The sequence below is a fragment of the Paenalicyclobacillus macrosporangiidus genome (assembly GCF_900116805.1).
GTDB classification, from domain to species: Bacteria; Bacillota; Bacilli; order Alicyclobacillales; family Alicyclobacillaceae; genus Alicyclobacillus_H; species Alicyclobacillus_H macrosporangiidus.
Genome location: NZ_FPBV01000005.1, coordinates 45,754 through 71,700, shown reverse-complemented (window position 1 = coordinate 71,700; position 25,947 = coordinate 45,754). Strand labels below are relative to the sequence as shown.

19 protein-coding genes and 1 riboswitch are annotated in these 25,947 nt (G+C 67.3%); of the genes, 7 read left to right on the top strand and 12 right to left on the bottom strand.

From position 1 onward, the window contains the following. The 3 genes from kamB to kdd are packed head-to-tail and all read right to left on the bottom strand — an operon-like array spanning nucleotide 1 to nucleotide 3,686. Nucleotides 1-1,116: a lysine 5,6-aminomutase reactivase subunit KamB gene (gene kamB, locus BM357_RS05880; RefSeq protein ID WP_074950595.1), complete on the bottom strand. Its 1,116-nt coding sequence runs from the start codon at nucleotides 1,114-1,116 to the stop codon at nucleotides 1-3. A 9-nt stretch (nucleotides 1,117-1,125) separates the two neighbouring features. Continuing rightward, nucleotides 1,126-2,427, bottom strand: a complete 1,302-nt coding sequence (gene kamA, locus BM357_RS05875) for a lysine 2,3-aminomutase (protein WP_074950593.1) — start codon at nucleotides 2,425-2,427, stop codon at nucleotides 1,126-1,128. Between the two features lie 35 nt (nucleotides 2,428-2,462). Further along, on the bottom strand, nucleotides 2,463-3,686 hold the full coding sequence (kdd, locus tag BM357_RS05870; protein ID WP_245783863.1) for an L-erythro-3,5-diaminohexanoate dehydrogenase: 1,224 nt from the start codon (nucleotides 3,684-3,686) through the stop codon (nucleotides 2,463-2,465). A 205-nt stretch (nucleotides 3,687-3,891) separates the two neighbouring features. On the opposite strand from kdd, the gene BM357_RS05865 reads away from it, so the two are divergent. After that, nucleotides 3,892-5,028, top strand: coding sequence for an AAA family ATPase (locus tag BM357_RS05865; RefSeq protein WP_074950589.1), 1,137 nt, complete (start codon nucleotides 3,892-3,894; stop codon nucleotides 5,026-5,028). After that, nucleotides 5,025-5,654, top strand: coding sequence for a hypothetical protein (locus BM357_RS05860; protein WP_074950587.1), 630 nt, complete (start codon nucleotides 5,025-5,027; stop codon nucleotides 5,652-5,654). The genes BM357_RS05865 and BM357_RS05860 overlap by 4 nt, the downstream gene beginning before the upstream one ends. A 20-nt stretch (nucleotides 5,655-5,674) precedes the next feature. Here BM357_RS05860 and BM357_RS05855 read toward each other — a convergent pair whose 3' ends face one another. The 4 genes from BM357_RS05855 to speE all read right to left on the bottom strand — a co-directional run bounded on the left by BM357_RS05855 (nucleotide 5,675) and on the right by speE (nucleotide 9,855). Beyond that, nucleotides 5,675-7,390: a sigma-54 interaction domain-containing protein gene (locus BM357_RS05855; protein ID WP_074950585.1), complete on the bottom strand. Its 1,716-nt coding sequence runs from the start codon at nucleotides 7,388-7,390 to the stop codon at nucleotides 5,675-5,677. 144 nt (nucleotides 7,391-7,534) lie between these two features. Then, on the bottom strand, nucleotides 7,535-8,014 hold the full coding sequence (locus BM357_RS05850) for a YwiB family protein (protein WP_074950583.1): 480 nt from the start codon (nucleotides 8,012-8,014) through the stop codon (nucleotides 7,535-7,537). A gap of 54 nt (nucleotides 8,015-8,068) precedes the next feature. After that, complete coding sequence (speB, locus tag BM357_RS05845; RefSeq protein WP_083430234.1) at nucleotides 8,069-9,022, bottom strand: agmatinase; 954 nt, start codon at nucleotides 9,020-9,022, stop codon at nucleotides 8,069-8,071. Next, nucleotides 9,019-9,855, bottom strand: coding sequence for a polyamine aminopropyltransferase (gene speE / locus BM357_RS05840; RefSeq protein WP_074950778.1), 837 nt, complete (start codon nucleotides 9,853-9,855; stop codon nucleotides 9,019-9,021). Before speE ends, speB begins: the two co-directional genes overlap by 4 nt. A gap of 170 nt (nucleotides 9,856-10,025) precedes the next feature. On the opposite strand from speE, the gene BM357_RS05835 reads away from it, so the two are divergent. The 3 genes from BM357_RS05835 (at nucleotide 10,026) to BM357_RS05825 (ending at nucleotide 14,218) form a co-directional block, all read left to right on the top strand. Continuing rightward, complete coding sequence (locus BM357_RS05835) at nucleotides 10,026-12,071, top strand: transglycosylase domain-containing protein (RefSeq protein WP_083430232.1); 2,046 nt, start codon at nucleotides 10,026-10,028, stop codon at nucleotides 12,069-12,071. Between the two features lie 63 nt (nucleotides 12,072-12,134). Continuing rightward, nucleotides 12,135-13,322 (top strand): pyridoxal phosphate-dependent aminotransferase, encoded by a 1,188-nt coding sequence (locus BM357_RS05830; protein WP_074950580.1) that lies wholly within the window; start codon nucleotides 12,135-12,137, stop codon nucleotides 13,320-13,322. 215 nt (nucleotides 13,323-13,537) lie between these two features. Next, nucleotides 13,538-14,218 carry a hypothetical protein gene (locus tag BM357_RS05825; RefSeq protein ID WP_074950579.1) on the top strand — a complete coding sequence of 227 codons (681 nt, stop codon included), beginning with the start codon at nucleotides 13,538-13,540 and terminating at the stop codon, nucleotides 14,216-14,218. Nucleotides 14,219-14,264: 46 nt separating this feature from the next. On the opposite strand, the gene BM357_RS05820 is transcribed toward BM357_RS05825, so the two are convergent. Together BM357_RS05820 and BM357_RS05815 are read right to left on the bottom strand one after the other, a co-directional pair. Beyond that, nucleotides 14,265-14,705, bottom strand: coding sequence for a hypothetical protein (locus BM357_RS05820; protein ID WP_245783862.1), 441 nt, complete (start codon nucleotides 14,703-14,705; stop codon nucleotides 14,265-14,267). 129 nt (nucleotides 14,706-14,834) lie between these two features. After that, nucleotides 14,835-15,350 (bottom strand): hypothetical protein, encoded by a 516-nt coding sequence (locus tag BM357_RS05815; protein ID WP_074950577.1) that lies wholly within the window; start codon nucleotides 15,348-15,350, stop codon nucleotides 14,835-14,837. Between the two features lie 139 nt (nucleotides 15,351-15,489). On the opposite strand from BM357_RS05815, the gene BM357_RS05810 reads away from it, so the two are divergent. Together BM357_RS05810 and BM357_RS05805 are read left to right on the top strand one after the other, a co-directional pair. Continuing rightward, nucleotides 15,490-17,223: a DUF6311 domain-containing protein gene (locus BM357_RS05810; RefSeq protein WP_074950575.1), complete on the top strand. Its 1,734-nt coding sequence runs from the start codon at nucleotides 15,490-15,492 to the stop codon at nucleotides 17,221-17,223. Between the two features lie 75 nt (nucleotides 17,224-17,298). Next, nucleotides 17,299-18,567 (top strand): ArnT family glycosyltransferase, encoded by a 1,269-nt coding sequence (locus BM357_RS05805; protein ID WP_074950573.1) that lies wholly within the window; start codon nucleotides 17,299-17,301, stop codon nucleotides 18,565-18,567. A gap of 44 nt (nucleotides 18,568-18,611) precedes the next feature. Here the strand turns inward: BM357_RS05805 and BM357_RS05800 are convergent, their stop codons facing one another. The 3 genes from BM357_RS05800 to BM357_RS05790 form a co-directional block, all read right to left on the bottom strand. Continuing rightward, nucleotides 18,612-20,726, bottom strand: coding sequence for a bifunctional homocysteine S-methyltransferase/methylenetetrahydrofolate reductase (locus BM357_RS05800; protein WP_074950571.1), 2,115 nt, complete (start codon nucleotides 20,724-20,726; stop codon nucleotides 18,612-18,614). Nucleotides 20,727-20,739: 13 nt separating this feature from the next. Then, on the bottom strand, nucleotides 20,740-24,174 hold the full coding sequence (gene metH, locus BM357_RS05795) for a methionine synthase (RefSeq protein WP_074950569.1): 3,435 nt from the start codon (nucleotides 24,172-24,174) through the stop codon (nucleotides 20,740-20,742). Nucleotides 24,175-24,263: 89 nt separating this feature from the next. Next, nucleotides 24,264-24,391: riboswitch (SAM riboswitch) on the bottom strand. Between the two features lie 82 nt (nucleotides 24,392-24,473). Further along, nucleotides 24,474-25,841, bottom strand: a complete 1,368-nt coding sequence (locus BM357_RS05790) for an MFS transporter (protein ID WP_074950567.1) — start codon at nucleotides 25,839-25,841, stop codon at nucleotides 24,474-24,476. Nucleotides 25,842-25,947: the final 106 nt, after the last annotated feature.

Sequence of the window (25,947 nt, the reverse complement as noted above, 5' to 3'; positions counted from 1 at the left end):
TCACGCCTCCTCCGCACACGCGTCGATCACGGGCACATCCCCTGCCACGGCCTGCAGCGCCTCGATGAGCGCCGCGCGCGGCAGGTCCCAGCCGAGGATGTGATGCGGATTGGCGGCGATGGCCAGCAGCGGGAGCGGGGTCCACACGCGCAGCGCGTGCCCGGCGGCGTACCAGGCCGCCACAGCGCGGGTGGTCGCGAACAAGTGCGCCGGGTGATCCGCCACGAGGTAGAGCGGCGCGGGGTGTCCCCGCAGCCCCTCGAGCAGCCGGTCGGTGACGGCTCCCGGCACGTACACCACGCGCGCCCCGGCGGGCCAACCGGGCAGCGCGGAAATGAGCCGGTGCATCGCGGCCCGGGCGGGATACCCCCGGGTCTCCCCATTCAGGCACCACGCCCCGATCTCCCCTCGGTCCCGAACACCCGTGAGCGCGGCCCGCGCCGCTGCCTCCCAAGCCTCACGTGCCTCGGCCTCCGCCGCTTCCCCCGCCAGGGCGGGCAGCGCGAACCGCGCCACCATCGGCGCCACCGCCTCCGCCACCAGCGCCGGCGTCCGGCCGAGCACAGGACTCACCGCCAGCACGGCTGCGTCCACGAGGCCAGGGATGGCGGCAGCAGCGCGATCGAACGCCCCGTCCACCAGGCAAAGCTGCGCGCCGTGCGCGGTCAGCCGATCGAGCACCAGGCGCACGTGCACCCGCTGGCGGACGCCGGCCAACATCACCCGCCCAGGCTCCAGCACGCGCACGATGGCCACGTCCCCCAACGGCGATCCGATGGGCAGCACCTCCAGCCACTCCAGCGGCGCGTCCGACTGGGCAAGGGCCTCTTCGGCAGACGCGACCAGGGCACCGGCCGGCACCACGATGTCCGGTTTCGGCACGCCGAGGACGGTGTCCAACCGCTCCCCGTCGAGGCCAATGCTGCACAGGCCGACGGTGAGCCCCCCGGCCCCGGTGTGGCGTTCCTCGAGAGTCGCCGGGTCCCGCCCGGCCGCCTGCGCCTGGCGGATGACGAAGTTCACGGCGGTCGTCTTGCCGGCGTGCTTGCTGGCGCCGATGAACGCGATGCGCCTCCAGCCCCGCATGAGCGCGCGTCCGACCAGATCCACGGACATCCCCTTTCCTCACCGCCGCTTCCGCTCGGTCCGCTTCAGCCCCTTCGGCTCAAGCGAGAGCTGGACGTCGTTCAACAGCCGGGCGACGCCAATCAGATTCTCCGCGTCCTGCGACTTGTCGTGGGTGCAGCTGGGCGGACAGCCCTGGTCCTCATAGATGGGCTCGTGGTAGGTGGAGATGACGCCCTCGAAGTTGCGCAGCACCACCTTGCCGTGCCCCTGCGAAATGAGGTACTGCGGCCCGACCGGGATCTTGCCGCCCCCGCCCGGACAGTCGACGACGAAGGTCGGGATGGCGTAGCCGGAGGTGTGCCCGCGCAACTGCTCCATGATCTCGATGCCCTTCGCGACGCTGGTGCGGAAATGCTCAATGCCCTCCGACAGGTCGCACTGGTACAGGTAGTACGGGCGGACGCGGATCTTGACCAGCTCGTGCATCAACTTCTTCATGATGTGCGGGCAGTCGTTGACTCCGCGGAGCAACACGGTCTGGTTGCCCACCGGCACGCCGGCATCGGCGAGCTTCTCGCAGGCCGCGGCCGCTTCCGGCGTGATCTCGTCCGGGTGGTTGAAGTGGGTGTTGAGCCAGATCGGGTGGTACTTGCGCAGGATCTGGCACAGGTTGTCGGTGATTCGCTGCGGAAATACCACGGGCGCGCGCGTCCCGATGCGGATGATCTCGACGTGCGGGATCGCGCGCAGGTTGCTGAGGATGTACTCGAGAATGCGGTCGTTGACGAGCAGCCCGTCGCCACCCGACAAGAGCACGTCGCGCACCTGGGGTGTGCGACGGATGTAGTCGATGCACGCGTCCAACTGCGGCTTCGGCACGGCGTGGCCAACCTGGCCGGAGAAGCGCCGGCGCGTGCAGTGGCGGCAGTACATGGAGCACTGGTTCGTGATGAGGAACAGCACCCGATCCGGGTAGCGGTGCGTCAGCCCCGGCACCGGCGCGTCGCCGTCCTCGTCGAGCGGGTCTTCCATGTCCCACGGGGATCGCTGCATCTCGTTGGAGAGAGGCACCGCCTGCATGCGGACGGGGCAGCTCGGGTCATCCGGGTCCATCAGCATGGCGTAGTAGGGCGTGATGCGCAGCGGAATCGACTCCCGGACGCGCGCCACCCCCGCCTCCTCCTCCGGCGTCAGGTGGATGACCTTCTTCAGGTCCTCCAGCTTGTTGACCGTATGCGTCAACTGCCACTTCCAGTCGTTCCACTGCTCGTCGGTCACGTCTTTCCACAGTTCGATCTCGCGGAAATGCCGCTGCTTCTTCCCGTACCGATGGATCAGTTGAGATTCCGCCACGCTCATGGATGATCCCTCCTCGATTTCCATTGACCCCGTCCTCAAGCGCCGCCGTACCGATCGCGAAACCACACCATCAGTTCGGGGGTCTCGCGCAGCAGGTGCAGCGCGTGCTCAGCGTGCCCGCGGCAGTACCCGTTGCCGATCTCCATCCGCACATCCTTGCCCACGCCCTCCGCCCCGAGGGCCGCCGCCGTGAAGCTCGTCGCCATGCCAAAGAAGTAGACCGTCCCGCCTTCGCGGGCGCACAGGATGGACGCCAGCTCCGTACCGGGAACGCTCGCGCAGTTGATCACGACGTCCGCGCCGGACGCCGCCCCCGCCGACTTGCACAGGGGACCCGACGCGAGCACCGCCTGGACCTCCTCCATGACCACCAGCGGATCGCGCGCGTCCAGCGGCAGTACCGCGTCCGCCCAGCCCCACGCCCGCAGCCGCTGGCACGCCCCTTCGTCCGGCTCCACCGCGATGACCCGGCCGGAACCCGCCGACAGGCGGGCCTGGCGCAGCACCAGCGCCCCCGACTTGCCGCCGGCGCCGAGCACCACCACCGTGTCCCCCGGCCGCACCAGGCGCGCCGTCTGCGCCGGCGCCCCGCACACATCCAACAGCGCGAGCGCCACGCGCTCCGGCACGTCCTCCGGCATCCGGGCGTAGAGACCACTTTCAAACAGCACCGCCTGGCCCGTCACGTCCACCTGGCCCGACCCCAGGTCGACCCGGTGCACCCGCTCCAGCCACAGCGGCGTGAGCGACAGCGACACGAGCGTGGCGATCCGCTCGCCCACCCGAGGCCCCCGCCCAGACTTGGCCAGCGCCTCGCCCACCTGGGCCACCCGGCCGATGAGCATTCCGCCCGATCCGGTCACCGGGTTGTGGAGTTTCCCCCGCTCCCGCACGATGCGTTCCACGATGGCCGCGACGCCCGCCGCGTCCCCGCCCGCCTCCGCCCGCATCTGGGCGAAGGACGCGGCGTCGACGTTGAGCGTCTCGACGTCGACGAGGATCTCGTCCTCCCCGCAGACGGGCGTGTTGTCGACCCGCCACGCCGGCTGCGGCAGCGCCCCCTTTGGCTCAAGCACCCGATGCGCTCCGTAGGATCGCCCGCGCACCCCGCTCACCTCCGTCCATCCGGGTTGCGATCCCGCCGCCCCTCGTCCCCTCGCATCGGGACCGTCCACGGCCCCGCCGGGTCGAATCGCGTTCGGGTCCGCGCCACCCTGTTCTCGTATCTGCATGGAAACCAACAGCAATTGGTGTGCCAACTGGAAATCCGGGGCGGCAGACGCGAACGGACCTCCGTACGGCGCTGTTCCGGACCCGGCGTGCCGACTTTTCGGCACAAACAGAAAACGGTGTGCCCACATCTCGGCACACCGCTGTGCTGAATTTTCGGCACGGACTGTTCTGTAGTCAGGTGGATATAATAGACTTGGAAGATATCAACGTCCTCCCAAGGGAGGGAAAGCTTTGTTCACCGAACTGCACGTAAGAAACTGGAAAAACTTTCAACAAATCCATGTTCGGAACCTCGGCGCACGGATCTTCTGTGTCGGCCCGAATGCCTCCGGGAAATCCAATCTGTTGGACGTCTTCCGATTCTTACACGACCTGTGCCGGACAGGGGGCGGATTCCAAAGCGCCGTGCTCAACCGAGGCGGCGTGTCCAAGGTGAGGTGTCTATCCGCACGGCGCCATTCCGACATCGAGATAGACGTGCGCATGGACCTCAAGGGCGTACAATGGGAATACTTCCTGTCTTTTAACCAAAACAATAATCAGATTCCGGTTATCCGGCACGAACGAGTGTGGCGGGATGGGGAAATGCTCCTGGATCGCCCGACGGAGACGGACCTGGAAGATCCCGTTCAACTCACGCAGACCCAATTGGAGCAGCTGACGGCCAATCGCGCCTTTCGCGATGTCGCCAATTTCTTGGATTCCATCGAGTATCTGCATATCGTTCCCCAATTGGTCCGCGAACCGGAACGTTCCGTCGGACGCGTGCAGGACCCGTTCGGAGGCGACTTTTTGGAGCAGGTGGCGAAGACCCATCAACGGAACCGGGACATGCGGTTTCGCCGCATTGAGACCGCACTAAAGGTCGCCGTGCCGCAGTTGGAGGAACTTAAGCTGGACCGGGACGCCAAGGGGACCCCACACCTGTTCGGGCGATATGTGCATTGGCGGAAGAACGCGGGTTGGCAGACGGAAGACCAGTTTTCGGACGGCACCCTGAGGCTCTTGGGGCTGCTGTGGGCCATGCAAAGGGGATCGGGGCCCCTGCTTTTGGAAGAACCGGAACTCTCGTTGCATCCCGCGGTGATTCAACGCCTACCGCAGATGTTTGCCCACGTCGTCCGGCAACGTCGGCAGGTGATCATCAGCACGCACAGTCCCGACCTTCTGAGCGACACCGGCATCCGGCCAGAGGAAGTGTTGGTTTTGGAACCTTCCCCGGAAGGGACGACGGTAACCCACGGCAGCGAGGATGAAGCGATTCGCATCCTGGTCGATTCGGGGGCCACGGTGGCGGACGCCGTCTTACCTCGCACCAAACCCAAGCACGTGGAGCAGATCAGCCTGTTCGGGGCGGATCTTCCGTGAAACGGAACGCCTGGATCCTTCCCGCAATGGTAGTCGTGGAAGGAATCGCGGACGAAGCCATCGTGAACCGGCTGCTCGCGCACATCGGGTTAACCGACGGTTGGTACCGGTTATGGAACACTGGGGGAAAAACCAAGATCCTGAGCAAGCTTCAAGCGTACAATCTCGCCGCCCGAAGACAACCGTGGTTCGTTTTGTTGGACTTGGACTCTGCGGCGTGTGCACCGACCTGGCTGAGCGAGACACTGCCCGTCCGTAGCGAAGGCATGTGCCTGCGCTTGGCAGTTCGACAGGTGGAATCCTGGCTCCTGGCGGACAAAAGAGGTGTCTCGGAGTATCTCGGCGTCCCGAGTGACGTCATCCCTGAACGCCCGGACGATTGTGCCCACGCAAAACGAGAGATGTTGGCTCTTGCTGCTCGGGGAAAACACCGACGCTGCAAGGAAATGATCATCAAAAGGCAGGGCGCGATTTTGGAAGGACCATTGTATACGTTTCATATCCAACAGTTTGCCACTGACCATTGGGATATTGATCTCGCCTCAACACGCTCCGAAAGTCTTTCCAGAGCCCTTGCGGCACTTCGCCGGTGGGTGACCCTCTGGCACCTGGAGACGGGGGTATGACAGCGCTCTCCACCCGGGCACTAAAGCCTCCGGGTCCCGGCCAACCCGAGCTGGCGCAGCCGGTACTGCAGCGTCTGGCGCGGGATCCCGAGCCGCTGCGCCGCCAACTTGACATTGCCTCCGCTTCTCGCCAGCGCCCGCTGCAGGACGATGCGCTCAAACGCCGCCTGGATGGCCGGCCAGGCGAGCGCCCCCGTCCCCCCGTCCAGTCGCGCCCACAGCCCGTCCATCCCCGCCTCCCGCAGCGACGACACCCAGTTCGTGTCCGGCCGTTCCCCCTGCCCCGCATCCTGAGGAACCCTGGGGGTGGCCCGCACCCCCGCGTCGAGTCCCCGCGCATCGGGCGCCCCCGCATCGCGCACTGCCTCATCGCGCACCTCCGCTGCCGTTCCGGCCCGCGGGGACAAGCCGATCCCCGGCTTGGTCCGTTCGCCCACGCCGGCCCGCTGCCCTCCGCACCACTCGCGCAAATGGGCAGGCAGCGCATCCATGGGAATGTCGCCGCTCGTAACCAGGTTCATCGCCGCCTCAATGGCGTTCTCCAGTTCCCGCACATTCCCCGGCCAGGGGTACTCCGCAAAACGCCTGGACACCTCGGCCGTCACGCCCGTCACCTGGGTCCCGAAGCGCCCGTTCCACTTCTCGACGAAGTGCGCCACCAACAGCGGCAGATCGCCCCGCCGATCCCGCAGGGGCGGCAGGTCCAGGCGCACCACGTTGATCCGGTAGAACAGGTCCTCGCGCAACCGCCCTTCCGCCACCTCCTGCTCCGGCCACCGGTTCATGGCGGCCATCACGCGGACCTGGACGTGCCGGACGCGGGTGTCGCCCACGCGCATGAATTCGCCCTCTTGGAGGGCGCGCAACAGCTTCGCCTGCAGTTCCAGCGGCATCGACTGGATCTCGTCCAAAAACAGCGTCCCGCCGTCGGCCAGCTCAAACAACCCCGGCCGATCCTCCGCCCCCGTGAAGCTGCCGCGCACTGTGCCGAACAGAATCCCTTCCAACAGGGGCGCCGGCAGCGCCGCGCAGTTGAGCGCGAGAAACGGACTCCCCCGCCTGGGCCCCGCGTTGTGGATGGCCTGCACCAACAGCTCCTTACCCGTCCCCGTCTCCCCGTACACCAATACCGGAGACGTGGTGGTAGCCGCGCGCTGCGCCCGCCGCTTGATGTCCGCCACGCGCGGGTCCTGGCTGATGAAATGGGAGAATTGGTAGACGGCGCCGCCCGGGCGCTCCCCGGCGTCCCCTGCGCGCCCGGCGCCACCCGGCGCACGCGACCCGGGGTCCCTCCCGGCCCCCCGGGTTACGGCCCGCCGGTGGCCGCTCGCCACCTGGGCCTGAAGGTCCAACACCTGTTCCGATAGCCGCTTGACCTGTGTCAGGTCCTTGGCGATCTCGAGCGCCCCCACCACCTCTCCGCCGGAGACGATGGGCAGGGTGGTGTTGACGGTGTGCACCTTGAATCCCAGGTAGTTGGTGTAGGTCTGGGCGCGGTTGCGAATGGCCCGGCCCGTTTCCAGGACCTGCAGCAACGTGCTGGTGTCGTGCCCGAGCGACGGAAACGCTTCCAAGACGTGTTTGCCCAACACGTCCTCGGGCGCCAAACCGTCCAACCGGCCCGCCGCCCGGTTGTAGAGGATGGTGATCCCGTCGCGATCGACCGCGTGGATCCCCTCGTCGATGGTCTCGAGGATGTGCAACAGCCACTCGTGCGTCAGCGGACCCGCGGGCATGAGCGTTCCTCCTCGCCGCCGGCGGCGCCGGCCCATGCGTTCCCATCCGGATCTTACACCGGAACCGGATATGGACACAATTTTCTGTCGGATCGATCCGCCCCCGGGCACGTGCGCCGCCCGCCGCCAGCGGCGTCCATGCCGTCACGCGCGCCAGGTGATCAACAGCCGCACCGATTGCGTCCACCCGCCCAGGCTGAGACGGTACCGGCAGCGCACGGCGCCCCCCTGTTCTCCGATCCTCACCAGGAGGCGTTCGGTGTGCACCTGTAAGGGTATGTGCCCCGAACCCGCGTGGATGGAGGAAGCCGTCTCCCGCCCGGAGGCAAAGGTGTGATGCCACGCGATCTCGCCGAAGCGCGACAGCACCACCTGGTCCGGCTTGAGGCGCAGCGTGGTCTGATCCGGGCGCCTACCGTCCCCGGGCCGGTCGGCGGGATCGGCGTAGGTGAGAAAATGGGTGCCGGCGCGCTGTACCCAGACCCCGTCCGCCTTGCAGCGCTCCACCTGCACCTCAGCCGTCCCCAAGTCCTCCGGGGACGCCACGGAATCCACCTCGGACACCCGGCGGACCCAGGACACCGTCACCGGCTTGCGGAAATCGTCCGCGGCCAACCAGTACATGTCGCCCCTCCTCCGCAAACCGGGGCGGCCATCCGGCCGCCCCTCACCGCGCCTTCACCGCACGAACGCAAGCAACGCCTCGCGCACCAGCTTCGCGGCCAGGATCTGCGACAGCTCGCTCGGGTCGATGACCGGCGCCACCTCGACGATGTCGAAGCCGACCACGTTCAGCCGGCTCAGTAGTTGCATCGCCCGGAACCCTTCATGCGGCGTGATGCCCCCGTGCTCCGCTGTACCCGTCCCCGGGGCGTACGCGGGATCGAACACGTCGATGTCCCAGGTGACGTACACCGGACGGCCCTCCAGCTCGGGCAGCACCCTCTCCAGCGGCTCCGCCACGTCGAACGGGAAGAAATGCGTGTGCTGGCGCGCCCAGGCGAACTCCTCCCGGGTCCCCGAACGGATGCCGAACTGGTACACCCGGTCCGGGCCGATGGCGTCGCACACCTTGCGGATCACGGTGGCGTGGGAATACGGCTCCCCTTCATAGTGTTCGCGCAGGTCCGTGTGGGCGTCGATGTGGACGACGCAGAGGTCGGGATACTTCTCCCACGCCGCACGCATCGGCCCCCACGAGGCCAGGTGCTCTCCGCCCAGGCCGAGCGGGAACTTGTCCGCCGCGAACAGCTGCCGCACGAAGGTGTACAGGGCCTCCACGCTCTTCTGCGGGTTGCCGAACGGCAAAGGCACATCCCCGGCGTCGTGGTAGCGGATGTCGCGCAGGTCCCGGTCGAGGTACGGGCTGTACTCCTCGAGGCCGATGGACACCTCGCGGATGCGGGCCGGTCCGAGCCGGGTGCCGGCCCGGAAGGACACCGTCCAATCCATCGGCATGCCGTAGATCACCGCCTGGGCGCTGGCGAAGTCGGCCGTCGCCCCGATGAAGAGGTCGCCGCTGTAGGCGCGATCGATCGCGGGGATCCAGCCCCCGGCCGCCGCCGCGCCGGCACCCCCCGCCCCGCCGCCGGTGCCATCGGGGACGCCGCGCAGTACGCCGGACCGCCTCATCCCTTCAAGAGCTCCTCGACGAAGCGGGGCAACGTGAACGCCGCCTCATGCACCGCCTCCGTGTAGTACCGCGTGTCCGCGGTGCGTGCCGGCTGGCGATCCCGCAGGGGATGGTACCGCTTGCTGCCCATCGTGAAGCTCCACATGCCCGTCGGATACGTCGGCACGTAGGCCAGGTACAACTCGGTGATGGGGAACACGCTCTTCACGTCCTGGAAGACGCCGCGGACGAGGTCCTGGTTGACGAAGGGGGACTCCGTCTGCGCCACGAACAGCCCGTCCTCCTTGAGCGCGTTGTACACGGCCTGGTAGAAATCGCGCGCGAAGAGGCCCGCCGCGGGCCCCACCGGATCGGTCGAATCCACGAGGATGACGTCGTACTCCCCGGGATGCTCCTGCACGTGCCGGATGCCGTCCGTCACCTGGATCTCGACCCGCGGATCGGAGAACCCCTGCGCAATCTGCGGGAAGTACCGCTTGGCGTTCTCAATCACCCGCTCATCGATCTCCGCCAACACCGCCTTTTCGACGCTCGGGTGTTTCACGACCTCGCGGATGGCGCCGCCGTCTCCGCCGCCGACCACGAGGACCTTCTTCGGGTTCGGGTGCGTGTGCATCGGGACGTGGGCAATCATCTCGTGGTACACGAACTCGTCCTTGTCGGTCGTCATCACGCACCCGTCGAGCACGAGCAGGTTGCCGTACTGCACCGTCTCGACCACGTCCAGCGTCTGGTATTCGGTCTGTTCCGAATGAAGAATCTTGCGGATCCGCAAGCCAATCGTCAGGTTGTCGTTCTGCCGCTCGGTGAACCAAAGCTCCGCTGGCACCAACTGAATCACCTCCGAGTCTCCACAAACACGCTGTATTATACCAAACCAACCGCATGGGTAAACGAGAGCGCATCCCCATCCGGCGCCCTGCATTTCTATGGATGTTCCGGTGCATACTACCGGAAAACATTGGGCAACCGCCCAAATCAGCCCTGCCAGGAGGGAAGCGGATGGCCTTCGAGCAGACGCCCGCCGGACGCGCGCAAGCGGGCGGGGGCGCAGCGCACTGGTGGCGAAAGACCCCGTGGTGGACCAAGTACCTGGCGATCCCGCTGGTCGGCGGCTTCGCCGGCATGACCGGGCTTTTGCTGATCCTCCGGACGGCTCCGCTGCCGGACCAGAGCTTCGTCCACCCCACGCACATCGACGCGGCGGACGGGACGCGCCTGGCCGAGTGGACCCCCAAGGGGGCCCGCGCCGGCCACGTCCTGCTGCAGGACATCCCCGCCGCCCTGCAGGAGGCGACCCTCGCCGCCGAGGACCAGAAGTTCTACCAGCACCACGCGTTCAATCCGAAGTCCCTGCTGCGCGCCACATGGGTCAATCTGCGCCACGGGAGTATCGTCCAAGGCGGGTCGACCATCACCCAGCAGTTGGCGAAAAACCTGTTCCTCACCCAGGACCGGACCCTCGGGCGCAAGGTGCGGGAGGCCCTGTACGCCCTGCAACTGGAGCTGCACGAGAGCAAGTCCGCCATCCTGGAACAGTACCTGAACACCGTCTACTACGGAGAAGGCGCCTACGGCGTCGCCGCGGCGAGCGAGGTGTATTTCAACAAGCCCGTCCGGGACCTGTCCGTGGCCGAATGCGCCCTGCTCGCCGGACTTCCGAAGGGCCCCGGTCTGTACTCCCCCGTCGCGCACCCGGAGGCCGCCGTGCGCCGCCAGCGCGAAGTGCTCGACCGCATGGTGCAGGCGGGCTTCCTCACCCGGCAGGAAGCCGAAGCGGCCGCGCGGGAGCATCTCTCCATCGCGCCGGTCCAACGCCGCCCGCTCGCCGCCCCGTACTTCACGGCGGCGGCGGTGCGGGAGGTGGAGCGCCGTTTCCACCTGGCCCCCGAGGATCTGGATCAAGGCGGCATCCAAATCACAACGACCCTCGATCCGATGCTGCAGCAGGCCGCCGAACGGGCCATCGCCAGCACGCTGCCACGGGGAAGCGGCATCCAGGCGGCGCTCGTCGCCCTCGATCCGCAGACGGGCGCCATCCGCGCGCTGGCCGGCGGCCGCGACTTCGCGCAGAGCCCTTACAACCGCGTGTTTGCGGAGCGCCAACCGGGATCGACCTTCAAGGCGGTGCTGTACGCGGCCGCCCTCGAGCACGGCTGGACGCCCGACCGGCAGGTCGCGAGCGAGATGACCACCTTTCTGTACGACCAGGACAAGACCTACACGGTGCGCGATTACGGCGGCATCTACGCACACCGGCCGCTCACCCTGCGCGAGGCCCTGGCGAGATCGGACAACGTGTACGCGGTCACGGCCAACCTGGAGCTGGGGCCGGAGGCCGTCATCGAGACGGCGCGGAAGATGGGCATCTCCACACCGATGCAACCCTACCCGTCGCTCGCCCTCGGCGTGTTCCCGGTCAGCCCGCTGGAGATGGCGGCGGCGTACGCCGCCCTCGCCAACGGTGGATTCGCGGTCACGCCCTACGCGGTGGAAGCGGTGCACGACGGCCGCCAGGGGCGCGACTTCGCCACGGCGCCCAGCCGCCGGCGGGCGGTGCCGGAAGCGGTGGCGTTCCAGATGACCGACCTGATGCGCAGCGTCCTTGAGCCGGGCGGGACCGGCTACAGCGTCCGCCACTACCTGCATGGGACGGCGGCAGCCAAGACGGGGACGACCAACACCGACGCCTGGATGGTCGGCTACACGCCGCGCCTGGTGTGCGCGGTCTGGGTGGGTTACGACGACAACCGGCCGCTCGGCCTCGCCGAGTCCCACCTGGCGGCGCCCATCTGGGCCAAATTCATGGGCACCGCCCAGCAGCGGCTGCCCGGCCCCTGGTTCTCGGCGCCGGCGGGCCTCGTCCGGCGCACCATCGATCCGGTGACCGCCAAGCTCGCCACCAGCGCCTGCAGCACCACGGAGACGGACTACTTCGTCCCGGAGACGGAGCCCTCGGCGTTCTGTCCGCTGCACACTCCGGTCCCGGACCGGCCCGGCGCGGCCGGAGCGCAGTGGTGGCGGCGGTGGTGGCCGAACAAAAGATGAGCCGTGCCGGGGTTTGGGCGGTTGTGATACAATGGCCACAACAATGGATAAGGAGCGTGGCACATGGAACAGCGACTGTCCAGCCGCGTGCGGGCCATCGCGCCGTCGGCGACGATGAGCGTGGACGCCAAGACCAAGGCCCTCATCCGCGAGGGGCGTCCGGTCGTCAACATGAGTGTGGGCGAGCCGGATTTCGACACACCGGTCCCGGCGGCGTTCGCGGGCATTCGCGCCATCACCGGCGGCAACACCCGGTACACCCCGTCTGCCGGGACGCTTGAGCTCCGGCAAGCCATCGCGGCGAAATTGATGGAAGAGAACGGGTTGCCGTACAAGCCCGAGCAAATCGTCGTCTCGAACGGCGCCAAGCACTCCCTGTTCAACGTGTTTCTGGCCCTGTGTGACCCGGGAGACGAGGTCATCCTGCCTGCGCCCTACTGGGTCTCCTACCCGGAGCAGATCCGGCTCTCCGGCGCCACACCGGTGATTGTGCCCTGCGACGAATCGACCGGATTCAAGATCACGCCGGAGCAGCTCGAGCGGGTCATCACCCCCCGCACGCGCGCCTTCCTGCTCAACTCCCCGAGCAACCCGACAGGAGCGGTCTACTCGGAAGCGGAGTTGCAGGCCCTCGGCGAAGTGCTGCTCCGCCACGACATCTACGTCGTCGCCGACGAGATCTACGAGCGGCTGGTCTACGGGGTGAAGCATGTCAGCCTGGCGGCCGTCGTGCCCGAGCTGATGCCCCGCACCATCGTCGTCAACGGATTCTCCAAGGCCTTCGCCATGACCGGCTGGCGCCTCGGGTACATCGCGGCGCCGCTCGACATCGCCAAGGCCGTCGACAGTCTGCAGAGCCACAGCACCGGCAGCCCGTCGACCATCTCTCAGGCCGCGGGCGTGGTCGCTCTGCGGTCCTTTGACCCGCAGATGGTGGCCGAGTTCGAACGCCGCCGCAACCGCCTGGTGCAGGGATTGCGCGAGTTGCCGGGCGTGGAATGCCTCATGCCCGACGGTGCGTTTTACGTCTTCCCGAACGTGTCCAAGCTGCTCACCGCCCGTTGGGAGGGGCAGGAGATCGGCACCACCACGCGCCTGTGCGAGCTGCTGCTCGAACAGGAATTGGTCGCGACCGTCCCCGGGGAGGCCTTCGGCGCGCCGAACAACATCCGCCTCTCCTACGCCACGGCGTACGAGAACATCGAGACGGCCATCGAGCGCATGCACCGCTTTGTGCAGCGGCTGCTGTGACCCGTGAACCGCCGGACCTGGCGCACGGCGCATGTGCCGTGGCACAGGTACCCGCAAGGGGCCCCGGAGAACCGGGGCCCCTTGTCTGCATTCGTCAGCCGAGACGCCTTGCCGCCATCCGGATGAATCCCCGCACGCGCCTCCTTTGCACACGGAGCACGGCGCACCCATATGATACGTCAGGTACGCACACCGCAAGGGAGGTGTGACCACACATGGGGACGAACCCATCTGCGCAACGCCAGGTGTACGCCAAGCGCCTGCGCCGGCTGCGCCACCGGCTGCAACACCTGGACAAGAGCGCATCCAGCTACCCGCGCCAGCGTGAGGCGCTGTTGCGAGACATCCAATTGGCACAAGCGCAGTGGCAACGGGCAAGCCGTACCGGGTCCCGCCGGCCGGCCAAAGCAGCCACCCGCCCCAGATCCGCTGCGCCGGCCCGCAAAGCGCAGGCGCGGCGCGGCAACCGGGCGCCAAGCACCCCCGAAATGGCCGGGCGGCCCCCAGGCCGGCGAAACTTGGCCAACCTGTTGTCGCCGCAGGGCATCCAGCAGACGCTCAAGTCCGTCACGAATCTGAGATCGATGGTCAAGAATTGGCTGGGCTACCTTCAGCAGGCGGATCAACTGCTCGACACGCTCCACTCCACCACCCATTCGCTGCGCGAGACGGGTGTGCTCGACAAGTTGATCAAATACAAGGGCAGGAACCTGACGACGGACGATTACACCAACATCCTGATTGCCTTGATGAACTCGCCCCTCGGCAACCAGCTCCTCAAATCGGCCGGTGGCGGGAACCAGGACACCACGCCCCCCGCGGCCCCCTCTCCCGAGCCGAACCCCGTCCCGGCCCCCGGGCCCATGGGCGGACCGGGACTGCAGCAGCCCAACTGAACAGACAGCCTCCACGCGGTACGCGTGGAGGCTGTTCCCTGCCAGGTCACTTGGTCTTTGGGACGAATTTCTTGATCTCCTTCAACGTCTCGTCGTCGACATGATGGCCGTACTTCTTAACCAGCTCGTCGACGTTCGGGTTGGGCCCGTTTTTGGTGGCGTCCTTGTACGCGGCGACGAACTGTTTTATCCGCTGGTCCGGGACGGGCAGGCCCAGTTTTTGGGCAAACCCTTTCGCCAACTGCTCCACCTGATTGGGGTCCTGCCACTGCTCCGGCTTGACCTTCTTGACCTCGTCGAGGATCTCGAAGATGGCCTTTCGCTTGCCCGCGAGGTTATGCTTCAACGTGTTCAGCGGGGAGCCCCCGCCCTTCGGCGCAGCGACCGGAACCGGATTGGCTGCGGGCGGCGACTGCTCCGTGGCCGCCGGCTTGGAAGCGCGGTCCTGGCGTTTTCCGGCACTCTTCTTCAACGTCTGTTTGCGCACGCGATTCCCTCCCTTGCCGAAAACACTCCTTGCGGAGCCTCACCATACTGTATGGCCGAGGAGGGACGGTTGCGCCTCGCAGGAAGGAAAACGGGCACCCGAAACCGCGTTTTGGGTGCCCGTCCCGCCTCAACCGCCAATCAACCGGATGTACCACTGCATGTTGTACTGCACGAAGGTCACGTGATACTGGTGGTGTTCCACCGGCTGGCCCTTGTACTGGATGTCCGCCTTGACCAGCGCCGTAAAGTTCTTGTTGTCAATGGGCTGGACCTTCTGAACGTCGATGGTGTAGTGCTCCACCGGGTGCGCGAAGTCCACGCCTTGGGTCGCCATCTGGCCCACCACGGACGACAGGCCGGGCGAGAAGAACCGGTTCAGGTCGGCCTTGTAATCCGTCAAGCTCTTGTCATTATGAGACTGGATGTACATCTCGACCAGGTCGTAGGCGGTCTTTTTCATGTCGGCGTCGGTCGGCGCGGCGTCTGTGTCGTCCCCCGCCGTGTTGCCCGCCGCTCCGTCTGCACCCGCCGCGTTGGCTTCCACCGCGTTGAACGGTGTGGTGGTCGCCGCCGGGGCAGTCGCCTTCGGCCCGCATCCCGTCGCGAGGATGAGCAGCGCCGCCATCCACCAAATTCGTTTCAAAAGGCTCACTCCCTCTTCGTGACGTGGACCGCTGCCTATGTCCTATAATGTATCACAGACTCCGCATTGCGCTCTTGCACAATGTCTAGCAATCGGGTTTCCGGGTGATCCGAAGATTTCGCCGTACGGGAGGTCGTGTATGTCCGCCGTCATCGCCCGTCATGCGCCGAATTGGGCCGCATGCCTGCTCAGATCGTCCGTCTACGCCGCGGCCGCCGCCTTGCTGACGGGACCCGTGCTGCGCCACTTCGGCGACTGGTACATCGGTTGGCCGGGCGATCCGCAACAGTTCATGTGGTACCTGGGCTGGGTTTGGCACGCCCTGCTGACGGGCCAAAACCCCTTTTACACGCAGCTCATCAATGCGCCCGCGGGCCAGAACCTGATGTGGAACACGTCCATCCTCGCCGAGTCTGCGTTGTTCGGTTGGCTCATGACCTGGCTTCCCGGTGCGGCCCTCTACAATCTGCTGTGGCTGATCAACTGGATGGCGACGTGCCTCCTCGGCGACGCGCTGCTCCGCCACCTCGGTGTGCGGCCCTGGCTGGCCGCCGCCGGGGGGCTCTTTTTCGGCGGCATGCCGTATTTTACCGCGCAGAGCCTGTACCACTTGCATCTGTGGGCGACGAGCGTCCCCTTGGCCCTGGCGCTGGTCCTCCTGCGCGCGCTGCGCCACCTGCCCCGCCGTCCCGCGGCGTGCGGGATCCTCATTGGCGGGCTGGCCGCTTTCCAGTTCTACACCTCCATCGAGATCGCAGCGACCTTTGCGCTCACGCTCGCCATCGGCGCGCTGTTTCTGATCCTCACGTTGCGATCCCGCGCACAGCAGGCCTTCCGCCTCCCGTTACGCACGGTGGCGACGGCGCTCCTGACCGCCATCGTCCTCGCCGCCCCCGGGATCTGGACGCTTCTCCACGGCTCCGCCCGTCCGCAGGGCAAGCTGTTGCCCTCCGAGGCCTATGTGAACGATCTGCTGAATTTCGTGCTGCCCACGCCGGTGTACGCGCTGCACAACGCGTGGACCACGAATCTATCCCTTCAATACACAGGAAACTTCTGGGAAAACAACGGGTATCTCGGCATCCCCGGGCTGCTGTGGCTGGTCTTTGCCGCCGCACGGCTGTGGCGAATCGCCGAAGCCCGCGCGGCGGCGTACACGTTCGCGGCCATCGCCGTGCTGTCCATGGGGCCCAATCTGCACATCGCCGGCCGGGTGACCCATGTCCCTCTGCCGTGGCTGCTGCTGGAACACGTCCCTTTCATCGACAGCGCGCTGCCCTCGCGGTTGATGCTGTATGGCGACGGGATTGCCATCGGACTGGGGTTCCGCGCCTTGGAGGAGCAGTTGCGACGGTCCTCACGGCCAGCCGCGGCGCGGGCGCTGGCGGGCGCCACGCTGCTCTGCGTCGGTGCGGCCTGGTGGCCGGTGACCCCGTACTTCCATTCGCCCACGCCGGCCGCCGCCCGGGCACTCACCCAACCCGGACCGGTGCTGGACGCCGTGGCCGGCCGCCCGACCTACTTCCTGTCCACCGACACGCCGGACGTCATGCAGGCATTGGCAGACGGAGGATATCGCGTGCCCATGGTCAACCCGTACGGCTACACCGGCAACCCGCCGCCGCGCCGCACGGCGTTGGCCCAGATGACATCCGTCCTCAACCCGAATGTGCCGGAATCCGACATCCGGGCCGCCGCCGCTCGAGCGCTCCCGATTCTCGGCGCCGAGCGCTTGGTGTATTATCCGGTTCAGGACGGCCAACGCCTGCCTGCCGCCGCGGAACGGGCGCTCACCGCGCTCCTCGGTCCCCCGGTCGCCGAGGCGGACGGCGTCCAGGTGTGGCAGGTGCCAAACCCGCTGCCGCATCCCTGAGAAGGACGAGCCACCGGCCCGTGGATTGCCTTCGGAGATCCCGCCGTCCGATACCGCCTGAAAGGAGAACGCCCATTGCCCCACGTGGACCTGGCATCCGCACCGACCCGAGGCCGCAGGAGCTGGCTTGCGTGCGCCGGCGTGATTGCCGTCGCGCTGCTGGTCCGGCTCGCCTGGATTCAATTTGTCCACCCCATCCCGGCCACCGACTTCGCTTGGTACCAGAGTCAGGCGGTCCATCTGCTGCGCGGGGAAGGGTACCTGGTGGACGGGCACCCCACGGCGTATTTCCCGATTGGTTACCCGCTGTTTCTCGCGGGGGTGTATGCCATCGCCGGGGTGCACTGGCTCAGCGGCGTTCTGGCGAATGTGCTGCTCAATGCGCTGACGGCGGGATTGGTTTGCCGGATCGGGGAACGGCTGCACGGACTGGGGACGGGGATCTGCGGGGGACTGGCCTTGGCCCTCTACGTGCCGCACGCCGCCTGGTCGAGCGTCCTGTGCAGCGAGATGTTGTTCACCTTCCTGTTCACGCTGACGGCCCTCCTGTGGGTGAGCCGGCCAGGGGCGCGCTGGGGATGGCCGTTGGCCGCTTTGTCCGGCGCGGTGACGGGGCTCGCCTGCATCACGCGCCCGGTGGCGCTGCTGCTGCCCGGCGCGCTGTGGCTGTACCTGCTGTGCGCACGGGCCGGCTGGCGGCGGGCGACGCTGTGGACGGTGACGGCAGCGGTGGCGATGAGCCTGGTCATCGCGCCGGTCACGGTACGCAATTGGGTGCGCCTGCACGCCTTCATCCCGGTGTCGACCAACGGCGGGGTCAACCTGTGGCAGGGCAACAACCCGCACGCCAACGGGGCGTACTTCTGGCCGCTCGACCCGCGCGACAACCCGTTTCTCAACTACGTGCATGACGAGGTCAACGAAAACCGTGCCGCGCAGCACATGGCCGTTCAGTACATCGAACAGCATCCCGGCCGGACCCTTCAGCTCGCCCTCGTCAAGTGGCGCAACCTCTTTCGCGGCGTGGACAACGCCTTCTTCTGGTCCGTGGGCCACGCGCAGCCGCCCGTGTCCGAGCGATTCCGCCGCACCGCGTACGCCGCAGGATTGTGGGAGTACCGCGCCATGCTGCTGCTGGCGCTCCTCGGGGTGATCCGCCAAGCCGTGTGGATCCGGCGCACCGGGGATCGGCGTCCGCTGGCCCTGTGGTGGATGTTCGCGTATTACGTCGGCCTGTTCTTCTTCTTCCCGGCGTGGGATCGCATGCGCGTCCCGATTGATCCGTGGCTCAGCCTGTGGTCGGGCGTGGCGCTCACGGCGGGCCTTCGGCGCCTCCGCACCTGATGAGATCCTACGGCATCCACAGATTTTTTGTCCCACTCTCGGGTTCAGGCCTCCGCCGCCCGCGAAGAAAGTGGCGCCCCCGCACGGGCCCGGACAAACTGGACCAGCCGCACGGTCAGGTCGTAGCGCAAGAACGGCGTGACCAGGTAGATGCCGTTGAAACAATGCATCGCCTCATCCAACAACGTCTCCGCGATGGAAAGCCCCTCTTCGGCCGCCGCCTCCGGCGCCGCGGCCTCCATCCGGCCGAGGATCTCGTCCGGGATGCGGATACCCGGCACCTCGTGATGCAAGAAGCGCGCGTTGCGGGCGCTCGTGAGCGGCATGACCCCCGCGAACACGGGCGCGCCGAACGGCTCCGCCGCACGGGCGATCCGCTCGAACATCCGCACGTCGAACAGCGGCTGCGTCAGCACGAAGTCCGCCCCCGCGTCGAGCTTGCGGCGCAGGCGATCCATCGCCTTGTCAAAATTCGCCACGTGCGGATTGAACGACGTGCCGACCACGAACCGGGAGGGGTGTTTCATCGGCTGGCCGGAGAACGCGATCCCTTGATTCAGACGCTTCACCATCTTCGTCAGCTCGATGGAGGAGACGTCGTACACGGAGGTCGCCCCCGGCAGGTCGCCGAAGCGGGACGGATCGCCCGTCACCAAGAGTACGTGGTGAATGCCCAGCACATGCAGGCCCATCAGGTGGGACTGCTGGCCAATCAGATTGCGGTCCCGGCACGTGACGTGCACCAGCGGCTCCACCCCCGCCTGCTTAAGCAGACTCGCGACGGCCATGTTGCTGACCCGGACCTGACCCAGGGAATTGTCCGCCAGCGTGATGGCGTCCGCCCCCGCCCGCTGCAGGGCGAGCGCCCCCTCCAGATACCGGCGCACGTCCAGGGTGCGCGGCGGGTCCAGCTCCACCACCACCGTCCGGCCGCGCTTCGCCCGTTCGGCGAGCGATCCCGCCGGTGCCCACGGCCCGGCTTGGACGCCGCGCTCCGCGGCTTCGCCCCGCCCGGCAGGGTCCCCCGCGCCGACGGGCGTCCGCCCCGGCCGCCCGTCCTCGGCGGTCTCCCCAGACGGGCGCGCCCGGACCTGCACCCGCTCGGGCGCCTTCAGCCCCTCCTGAGCTCCGTCCGGTCCCGCCGCTTCCCGCGAACATTCCCGCGAACATCCGTCCGGGTCACCGGCTGCGGCCCCTGTCCATTCGGCGGCCTGAAGCCGTTGCTTTACCTTTCGGATATGCGCCGGGGTCGTGCCGCAGCATCCCGCGATAACGCGTACCCCCCAGCGCACGAGTTGTTCGCCCACGGCCGCGAAGTAGTCCGGATCGCCTGTGTAGGCGATGTCCCCATCCACCAGGTGGAGCATGCCGGCGTTCGGCGCCGCCGAATACACGACCCCGGGCTGTCTCGCCACCCCTTCGTAGGTGCGCAGGACGCCGTTCGGGCCCAGGCGGCAGTTCAATCCCACACCGTCCGCCCCCGCCTTCAGCAGCGCCGTGAACGCGTCCTGCACCGGGACGCCGTCCCGGGTGATGCCGACGGCATCGGGGGACAGGTGGGCCAGCACGGGCCCTTCGGTGAGCCGGCGGACCGCCTCCAGCGCCAGCAGGAGCTCCTCCAGGGCCGGGAACGTCTCCAAAAGCAGGCCGTCCACCCCGGCCGCCAGGAGAGCTTCCGCCTGCTCCTCAAACAGCCCGCGCAGCCACGCCCGGTGGCCCGCCTCCATGCCGCCGGGGGCGACGAGATCGAGCGCCGGACCGATGGTGCCGAACACCGCCACGGGCCCGGTACGCCCCGTGCGATGGGCACCGTCCACACCGCCGGCATCTGCACCGACCCTTGCCTCCGCGGCGTGCTCCACCGCCCGTCGCGCCACGCGGACCGCCGCACCGTTGATCTCGCGCACCTGGTCCTCCATCCCGTACCGGGCGAGCGCGGCCCGGTGCCCACCGAAGGTGTTGGTCTGGATCCAGTCCGCGCCAGCCACCAGGTACGCGCGGTGCACCCGCTCCACCAGCTCCGGGCGGGAGACACAGAGCGCCTCGCAGCAGGCGCGAATGGGCACCCCCATCTGATGCAGTTGGGTGGCCATCGCCCCGTCGCCGACCAAGACGCCCGCGCGGGCTCGTGCCCGCCACGACTGTCCCACCGGTGTCATCCGTGCCCCCTCCTCACTCGACATTGAAATAGCGCGCTTCCGGATGGGCGAACACCATCGCCGACACGCTCGCCTCCGGGTCCATCATGTACCCGTCCGTCAACCACACCCCGATGTCCTCCGGCTCCAGCAGCCGGAAGAGCGGCGCCTGGTTCTCGAGGTCCGGGCAAGCGGGATACCCGAACGACACCCGAATCCCTTGGTAGCGGGCGATGAACCGCTCGCGCATCGTCATGTCCGGCGGATCCGGGAAGCCCCATTGGTCGCGCAGGATCTGGTGCAGCCGCTCCGCGAACGCCTCCGCCATCTCCAGCGCCAGCGCCTGCAAGGCGTGGCTGCGCAAGTAATCCCCGTCCCGCTTCCACTGCTCCGCCCGTTCGCGCACCCCCCGCCCAGCGGTGACGGTGAAAAACGCCACATAATCGAGGACGCCGCTCTCCTTCGGCCGGACGAAGTCGGCCAGGCACAGATAGGGCGGCTTCTGCTGGCGCGGGAACGGGAAGCGTTCGAGGACGCGGGCGGGATTGTCCGGATCGAAGACGAGAATGGCATCCCCGTCCGCCTGCGCCGGGAAAAACCGGTACACGGCGTGGGCCGTCAGCCACCCTTCGCGATCGCACTGGTCCAACAATTCCTCCACCATCGCGAGCAGCGACAGAGCCTTTTCGTCTCCCTCGGCAATCCGCTTCTCCACGTTTCCGGGAAGCCCCAGGTGTTTCCCGAGGAGCATCTGCAGATTCAGGTACGGCCGGATGTGGGACAGCGGGTAGTGGCGCAGCACGTGCCTGCGGCAGTCGGGCGGCACGAACACGGGCGCGTCCCGGCGCACGCCGGACACACGGCGCCCCTGCCCCGCATCGAGGTCGGCTTTGGGCGCCGCGCCGGCCTGCATCTGCGCCTGCACCTGCGCCAACTCCTCCCGCAACCGGTCCCGCTCCGCACTGCCCGCGGCCAGGCGGTTGGCATACTCCAGCCCCTCCATCGCGTCCTTGGCGTAGATCACCGTCCCCTCGTACGCCGGCTGGATCTTCGTGTACGTGAACTTGCGCGTCAGCGCCGCCCCGCCCACCAGAAGCGGCACGTCGACACCCGCGTGACGCAGGTCTCCGGCGGTCAACACCATCTGCTGGGCGGATTTGACGAGCAGGCCGGAGAGACCGATGATGTCCGGCTTCACCTCCCGGTACGCCTGAATCAACTGTTCCGGCGGCACCTTGATGCCCAGGTTGACGACGCGGAACCCGTTGTTCGACAGGATGATCTCGACCAGGTTCTTGCCGATGTCGTGCACGTCCCCTTTGACGGTGGCCAGCAGCACGGTGCCCTTGGTCGCCGTCTCCTGCTTCTCCATGTGCGGCTCCAGGTAGGCGACGGCCGCCTTCATGACCTCCGCGCTCTGCAGAACCTCGGCGACAATCAATTCGTTGTTGTTGAACAGGCGCCCGACCTCGTTCATCCCGTCCATCAGGGGCCCGTTGATGATGTCGAGCGGCGCGTACTTCTGCAGAGCCTCGTCCAGGTCGGCGTACAGTCCCTCCTTGGAGCCGTCCACGATATGCCGGACCAACCGTTCCTCCAGGGGCAGCGACGCGGCGGGCGGCTTCTCCGCCGACTTTTTGGACCGGTAGAACGCCGTGAACTCGGCCACCACCTCATCGCTCGTCTCAAACAAGAGCCGCTCGCACAGCGCCCGCTCCTCGGGCGGGATGGAGGCGTAGCGCTGCAGCCGCTCGGTGTTGACAATCGCGTAGCCGAGCCCCGCCTTGGTGCACTCGTAGAGAAAGACCGAGTTCAACACTTCGCGCCCGGCCGGAGGCAGGCCGAAGGAGACGTTGCTGATGCCGAGGAGGGTCGGGCACTCCGGCAGGTGTTGGCGGATGAGCCGGATGCCCTCGATGGTCTCCTTTGCCGATCCGATGTACTTCTCGTCCCCCGTGCCGACCGGGAAGGTCAACGGATCGATCACGATGTCCCGCGCGGCCAACCCGTACCGGTTCACGAGCAAATCGACGCTGCGCAGAGCGACCTCCAGCTTGCGCTCGCGGGTCACGGCCATGCCCCGCTCGTCGATGGTCCCGACCACCAGCGCCGCCCCGTAGCGGCGTGCCAGCTCGGCGAAGCGGGCGAGGCGCGGCTCGCCGTCCTCCAGGTTGGTGGAATTGATGATGGCCTTGCCCTGCGAAAACTTCAACGCGGCCTCCACGACCGCGGCGTCGGTGGAGTCAATCATCAGCGGCACCTTGACCTTTTTCACCACGTGCGGCAGGAACCGGACCATATCCGCCAACTCGTCCCGGTCAGGGTCGGCCAGGCAGATGTCCACCACCTGCGCCCCGGATTTCACCTGCGCCCGCGCGATTTCCGACGCCGCCTCGTACTCGCCCGCCGCAATCAACTGGCGGAACTTGCGCGATCCGATGACGTTGGTACGCTCGCCGACGAAGATGGGCCGGTTGTCCTCCTCGAGGAACACGGCCTCGAGGCCGGAGACGGCGTGTCCGTGCGGCGGCGCAAGACGGCGCGGCGCCCGGCCGTCGACCACCTGGCGCACGGCGCGGATGTGCTCGGGCGTGGTGCCGCAGCAGCCGCCGACGATGTTGAGCCATCCCTGGTCGATGAAATCGGCCAGCTTCGCGGCGAAGCTCGCCGGGGTCTCGTGGTAGTGACCCTCCTCGTCGGGCAGGCCGGCGTTCGGGTAGCAGCTGACTCCGCAGGATGCGAGCGAGGCGAGGGCGCGAACGTGATCGCGCATGAACTCGGGACCCGTCGCGCAGTTGAGCCCCACCGCCAGCGGCTGGAGGTGCTCGACGGCCAGGTACAACGCCTCGATGGTCTGCCCCGCCAGGGTGGTGCCCATCGGCTCGATGGTGCCGGAGATGAGAATGGGTACCTCCCGCCCGGTGTCGGCGAACGCCTGCCGGATGCCGAGGCTGGCCGCCTTGACGTTGAGCAGATCCTGCGCCGTCTCGACCAGGAGCACGTCGACACCGCCTTCCAGGAGGCCTCGCGCCTGCTCGGCGTACGACGCGACCAGCTCGTCGAACGTCGCCCCGCCGGTGACGCTGAGGCTCTTGGTCGTCGGCCCCATGGAACCCGCCACAAACCTCGGCCACGCCTCCGTGCTGAACCCGTCGGCGGCCTGGCGGGCCAGCGCCGCGGCTGCCCGGTTGATCTCCCGGGCCCGGTCCGCCAATCCGTACTCCGCGAGCACCAGCGGCGTGCCGCCGAACGAGTTGGTCTCGATGATGTCGGCCCCGGCCTCCAGGTAGGCGCGGTGGATGGAGAGGATGACATCCGGCCGCGTCAGACACAGGTACTCGTTGCACCCGTCGTACGCCCTGCCGCCGAAGTCGCGTTCTGTCAGGTTCTGCTGTTGAATCATCGTCCCCATGGCCCCGTCGAGCACCAGGATGCGTTCCTGCAGGGCACGCTGAATGCTTCGTGTCATGGCGCCTCCCCCATCCACGGAATGGAAACGAAAAGCCCTTCTCACCTGAGAGAAGGGCACATGGCATCCAGGTCTGCGATGCTACATGCTTCTCATCTTCGGATCCGCTTCCGCGTTCCTCTGAAATTGGCACCGGGCAGCCCGCCCGCCGCATGGGTGATGGCCGCTGGTTGCCGAAGCGTCACAGGGTCAGTCCCTCAGCTTCTCTCGATAAGAATCACGTGAGCCGCTATGAAATTTACGACTAGTGTAGACAGAGGCGCTCTGGTTGTCAATGGCCGGGACCTTCCATGAGCGCCTCACGCCCGCGTCCGGCCACGCGGGAGACGCCAGCTCATCCAGAACACCCACGCCGCCAGCGCCGCCAGCACGACACCGAGCACGCGCAGCCGTCCGGTGGTCGGCGAGGCCCCGAACACCAGGCCGAGCAGAATGGACGAGAGGATGGTGCCGAGGTATCGGGCGGTCATGAACAGTCCCGAGGCGGTGCCGATGATCTCCTTCGGCGCGCTGGCGAACAGGGCGGCCTGGAGGCCCACGTTGTTGAAACCGTTCGCCAGCCCGAGCACCGAGAACACCACCACCAGCCAGCCCACCGGAGAGGCCTCGTGCACCGTGGTCAACAGGATGGATCCGGTCGCCATGATGACCCCGGCGAGCATCAGCGGGGGGCGCGAGCCCGCGTGATCGATCCAGCGCCCCGCCAACGGCGACACGACGACGCCGAAGCCCGCGATGCAGAGCATGAGCAGGCCGGTGGTGCGCGCGTCGAAATGGCAGACTTCCTCCAGGTAGGTCGGGATGCCGAAGAAGACGCTGTAGAAGATGATGTTCACCACGACGAACTGGATGTGCACCCAGGTGAACATGCGGTTGCGGGCGAACAGGCGAAGGTCGATGAACGGCCGGCCGGCTTTTCGCTCCCATACCGTGAACAGCGCCAGAGCCGCGATGCCCGCCGCCCCCGGGACCCAGCGCACACCCGTGCGGATGGACAACAGCCCCATCAACAAGCCGACGATGCCTATGGAGAAGAGCGCAACGCCGAGGGGATCGATGGCCCGGAGCACCTCACCGGCCCGAGCGCGGGCCTGCACCCGGTTCGCCGCCCCGCCCGCTCCCGGCAGCACCCACAGCGCCAGGAAGAAGCTCGTGAGGATGAAGGGAAAGTTCACGAAGAAGATGGCGGGCCAGTCACGCCAGTGCAGCAGCAGGCCGCCGATGGTCGGGCCGAACGCGGCCGATCCGGAGGAGAACACGGCCAGAAACGCCAGCGCCCGGGCCTGCCCCTCGCTGACCGTGCGGCGGATGATGGCCATCCCCGCCGGGTAGATGGCGCTGGTGCCGAAGGCCTGCACGATGCGAAACGCAATCAACCAGCCGAACGACGGGGATGCCGGCGCCAGCAGACACGACACCGCCACGACCACCAGGCCGGTCAGGAAGCTCCGTTTGGGGCCGAAGAGATCGGCCAGCTTCCCCATGACGGGCTGTCCGATGGCACTGGCCAGATAATACGTGGAGATGATCCACGACACTTGCTCGAAGCTGAGCCCATAGACGTCCTGGAAACGCGCGATGGCCACCGAGATCATCGACGAGTTCAGCGGATTCAGCAGCATGCCGAGGGCCAGGGTGACCAGCAAGAGGTACCGGCGCTGTGCCAATGACGTCCCTCCCCCGCCGCAATTTGACGCCCCCTATGATACCCCTCGGAAGCCGGCACCACAAACCCTGCCTCCGGCATAGGCTGCCATCCAGGAGGATTCAGCG

Coding starts and splice junctions, on each gene's coding strand:
- kamB (WP_074950595.1), bottom strand. CDS start 1,116: ATGTCCGTGGATCTGGTCGGACGCGCGCTCATGCGGGGCTGGAGGCGC.
- kamA (WP_074950593.1), bottom strand. CDS start 2,427: ATGAGCGTGGCGGAATCTCAACTGATCCATCGGTACGGGAAGAAGCAG.
- BM357_RS05855 (WP_074950585.1), bottom strand. CDS start 7,390: ATGCCCGCGGGTCCGCTGACGCACGAGTGGCTGTTGCACATCCTCGAG.
- BM357_RS05850 (WP_074950583.1), bottom strand. CDS start 8,014: ATGTACTGGTTGGCCGCGGACGATTTCCGCAAGCCGGTGACGGTGTCC.
- speB (WP_083430234.1), bottom strand. CDS start 9,022: ATGAGGCGGTCCGGCGTACTGCGCGGCGTCCCCGATGGCACCGGCGGC.
- BM357_RS05835 (WP_083430232.1), top strand. CDS start 10,026: ATGGCCTTCGAGCAGACGCCCGCCGGACGCGCGCAAGCGGGCGGGGGC.
- BM357_RS05830 (WP_074950580.1), top strand. CDS start 12,135: ATGGAACAGCGACTGTCCAGCCGCGTGCGGGCCATCGCGCCGTCGGCG.
- BM357_RS05825 (WP_074950579.1), top strand. CDS start 13,538: ATGGGGACGAACCCATCTGCGCAACGCCAGGTGTACGCCAAGCGCCTG.
- BM357_RS05810 (WP_074950575.1), top strand. CDS start 15,490: ATGTCCGCCGTCATCGCCCGTCATGCGCCGAATTGGGCCGCATGCCTG.
- BM357_RS05800 (WP_074950571.1), bottom strand. CDS start 20,726: ATGACACCGGTGGGACAGTCGTGGCGGGCACGAGCCCGCGCGGGCGTC.
- metH (WP_074950569.1), bottom strand. CDS start 24,174: ATGACACGAAGCATTCAGCGTGCCCTGCAGGAACGCATCCTGGTGCTC.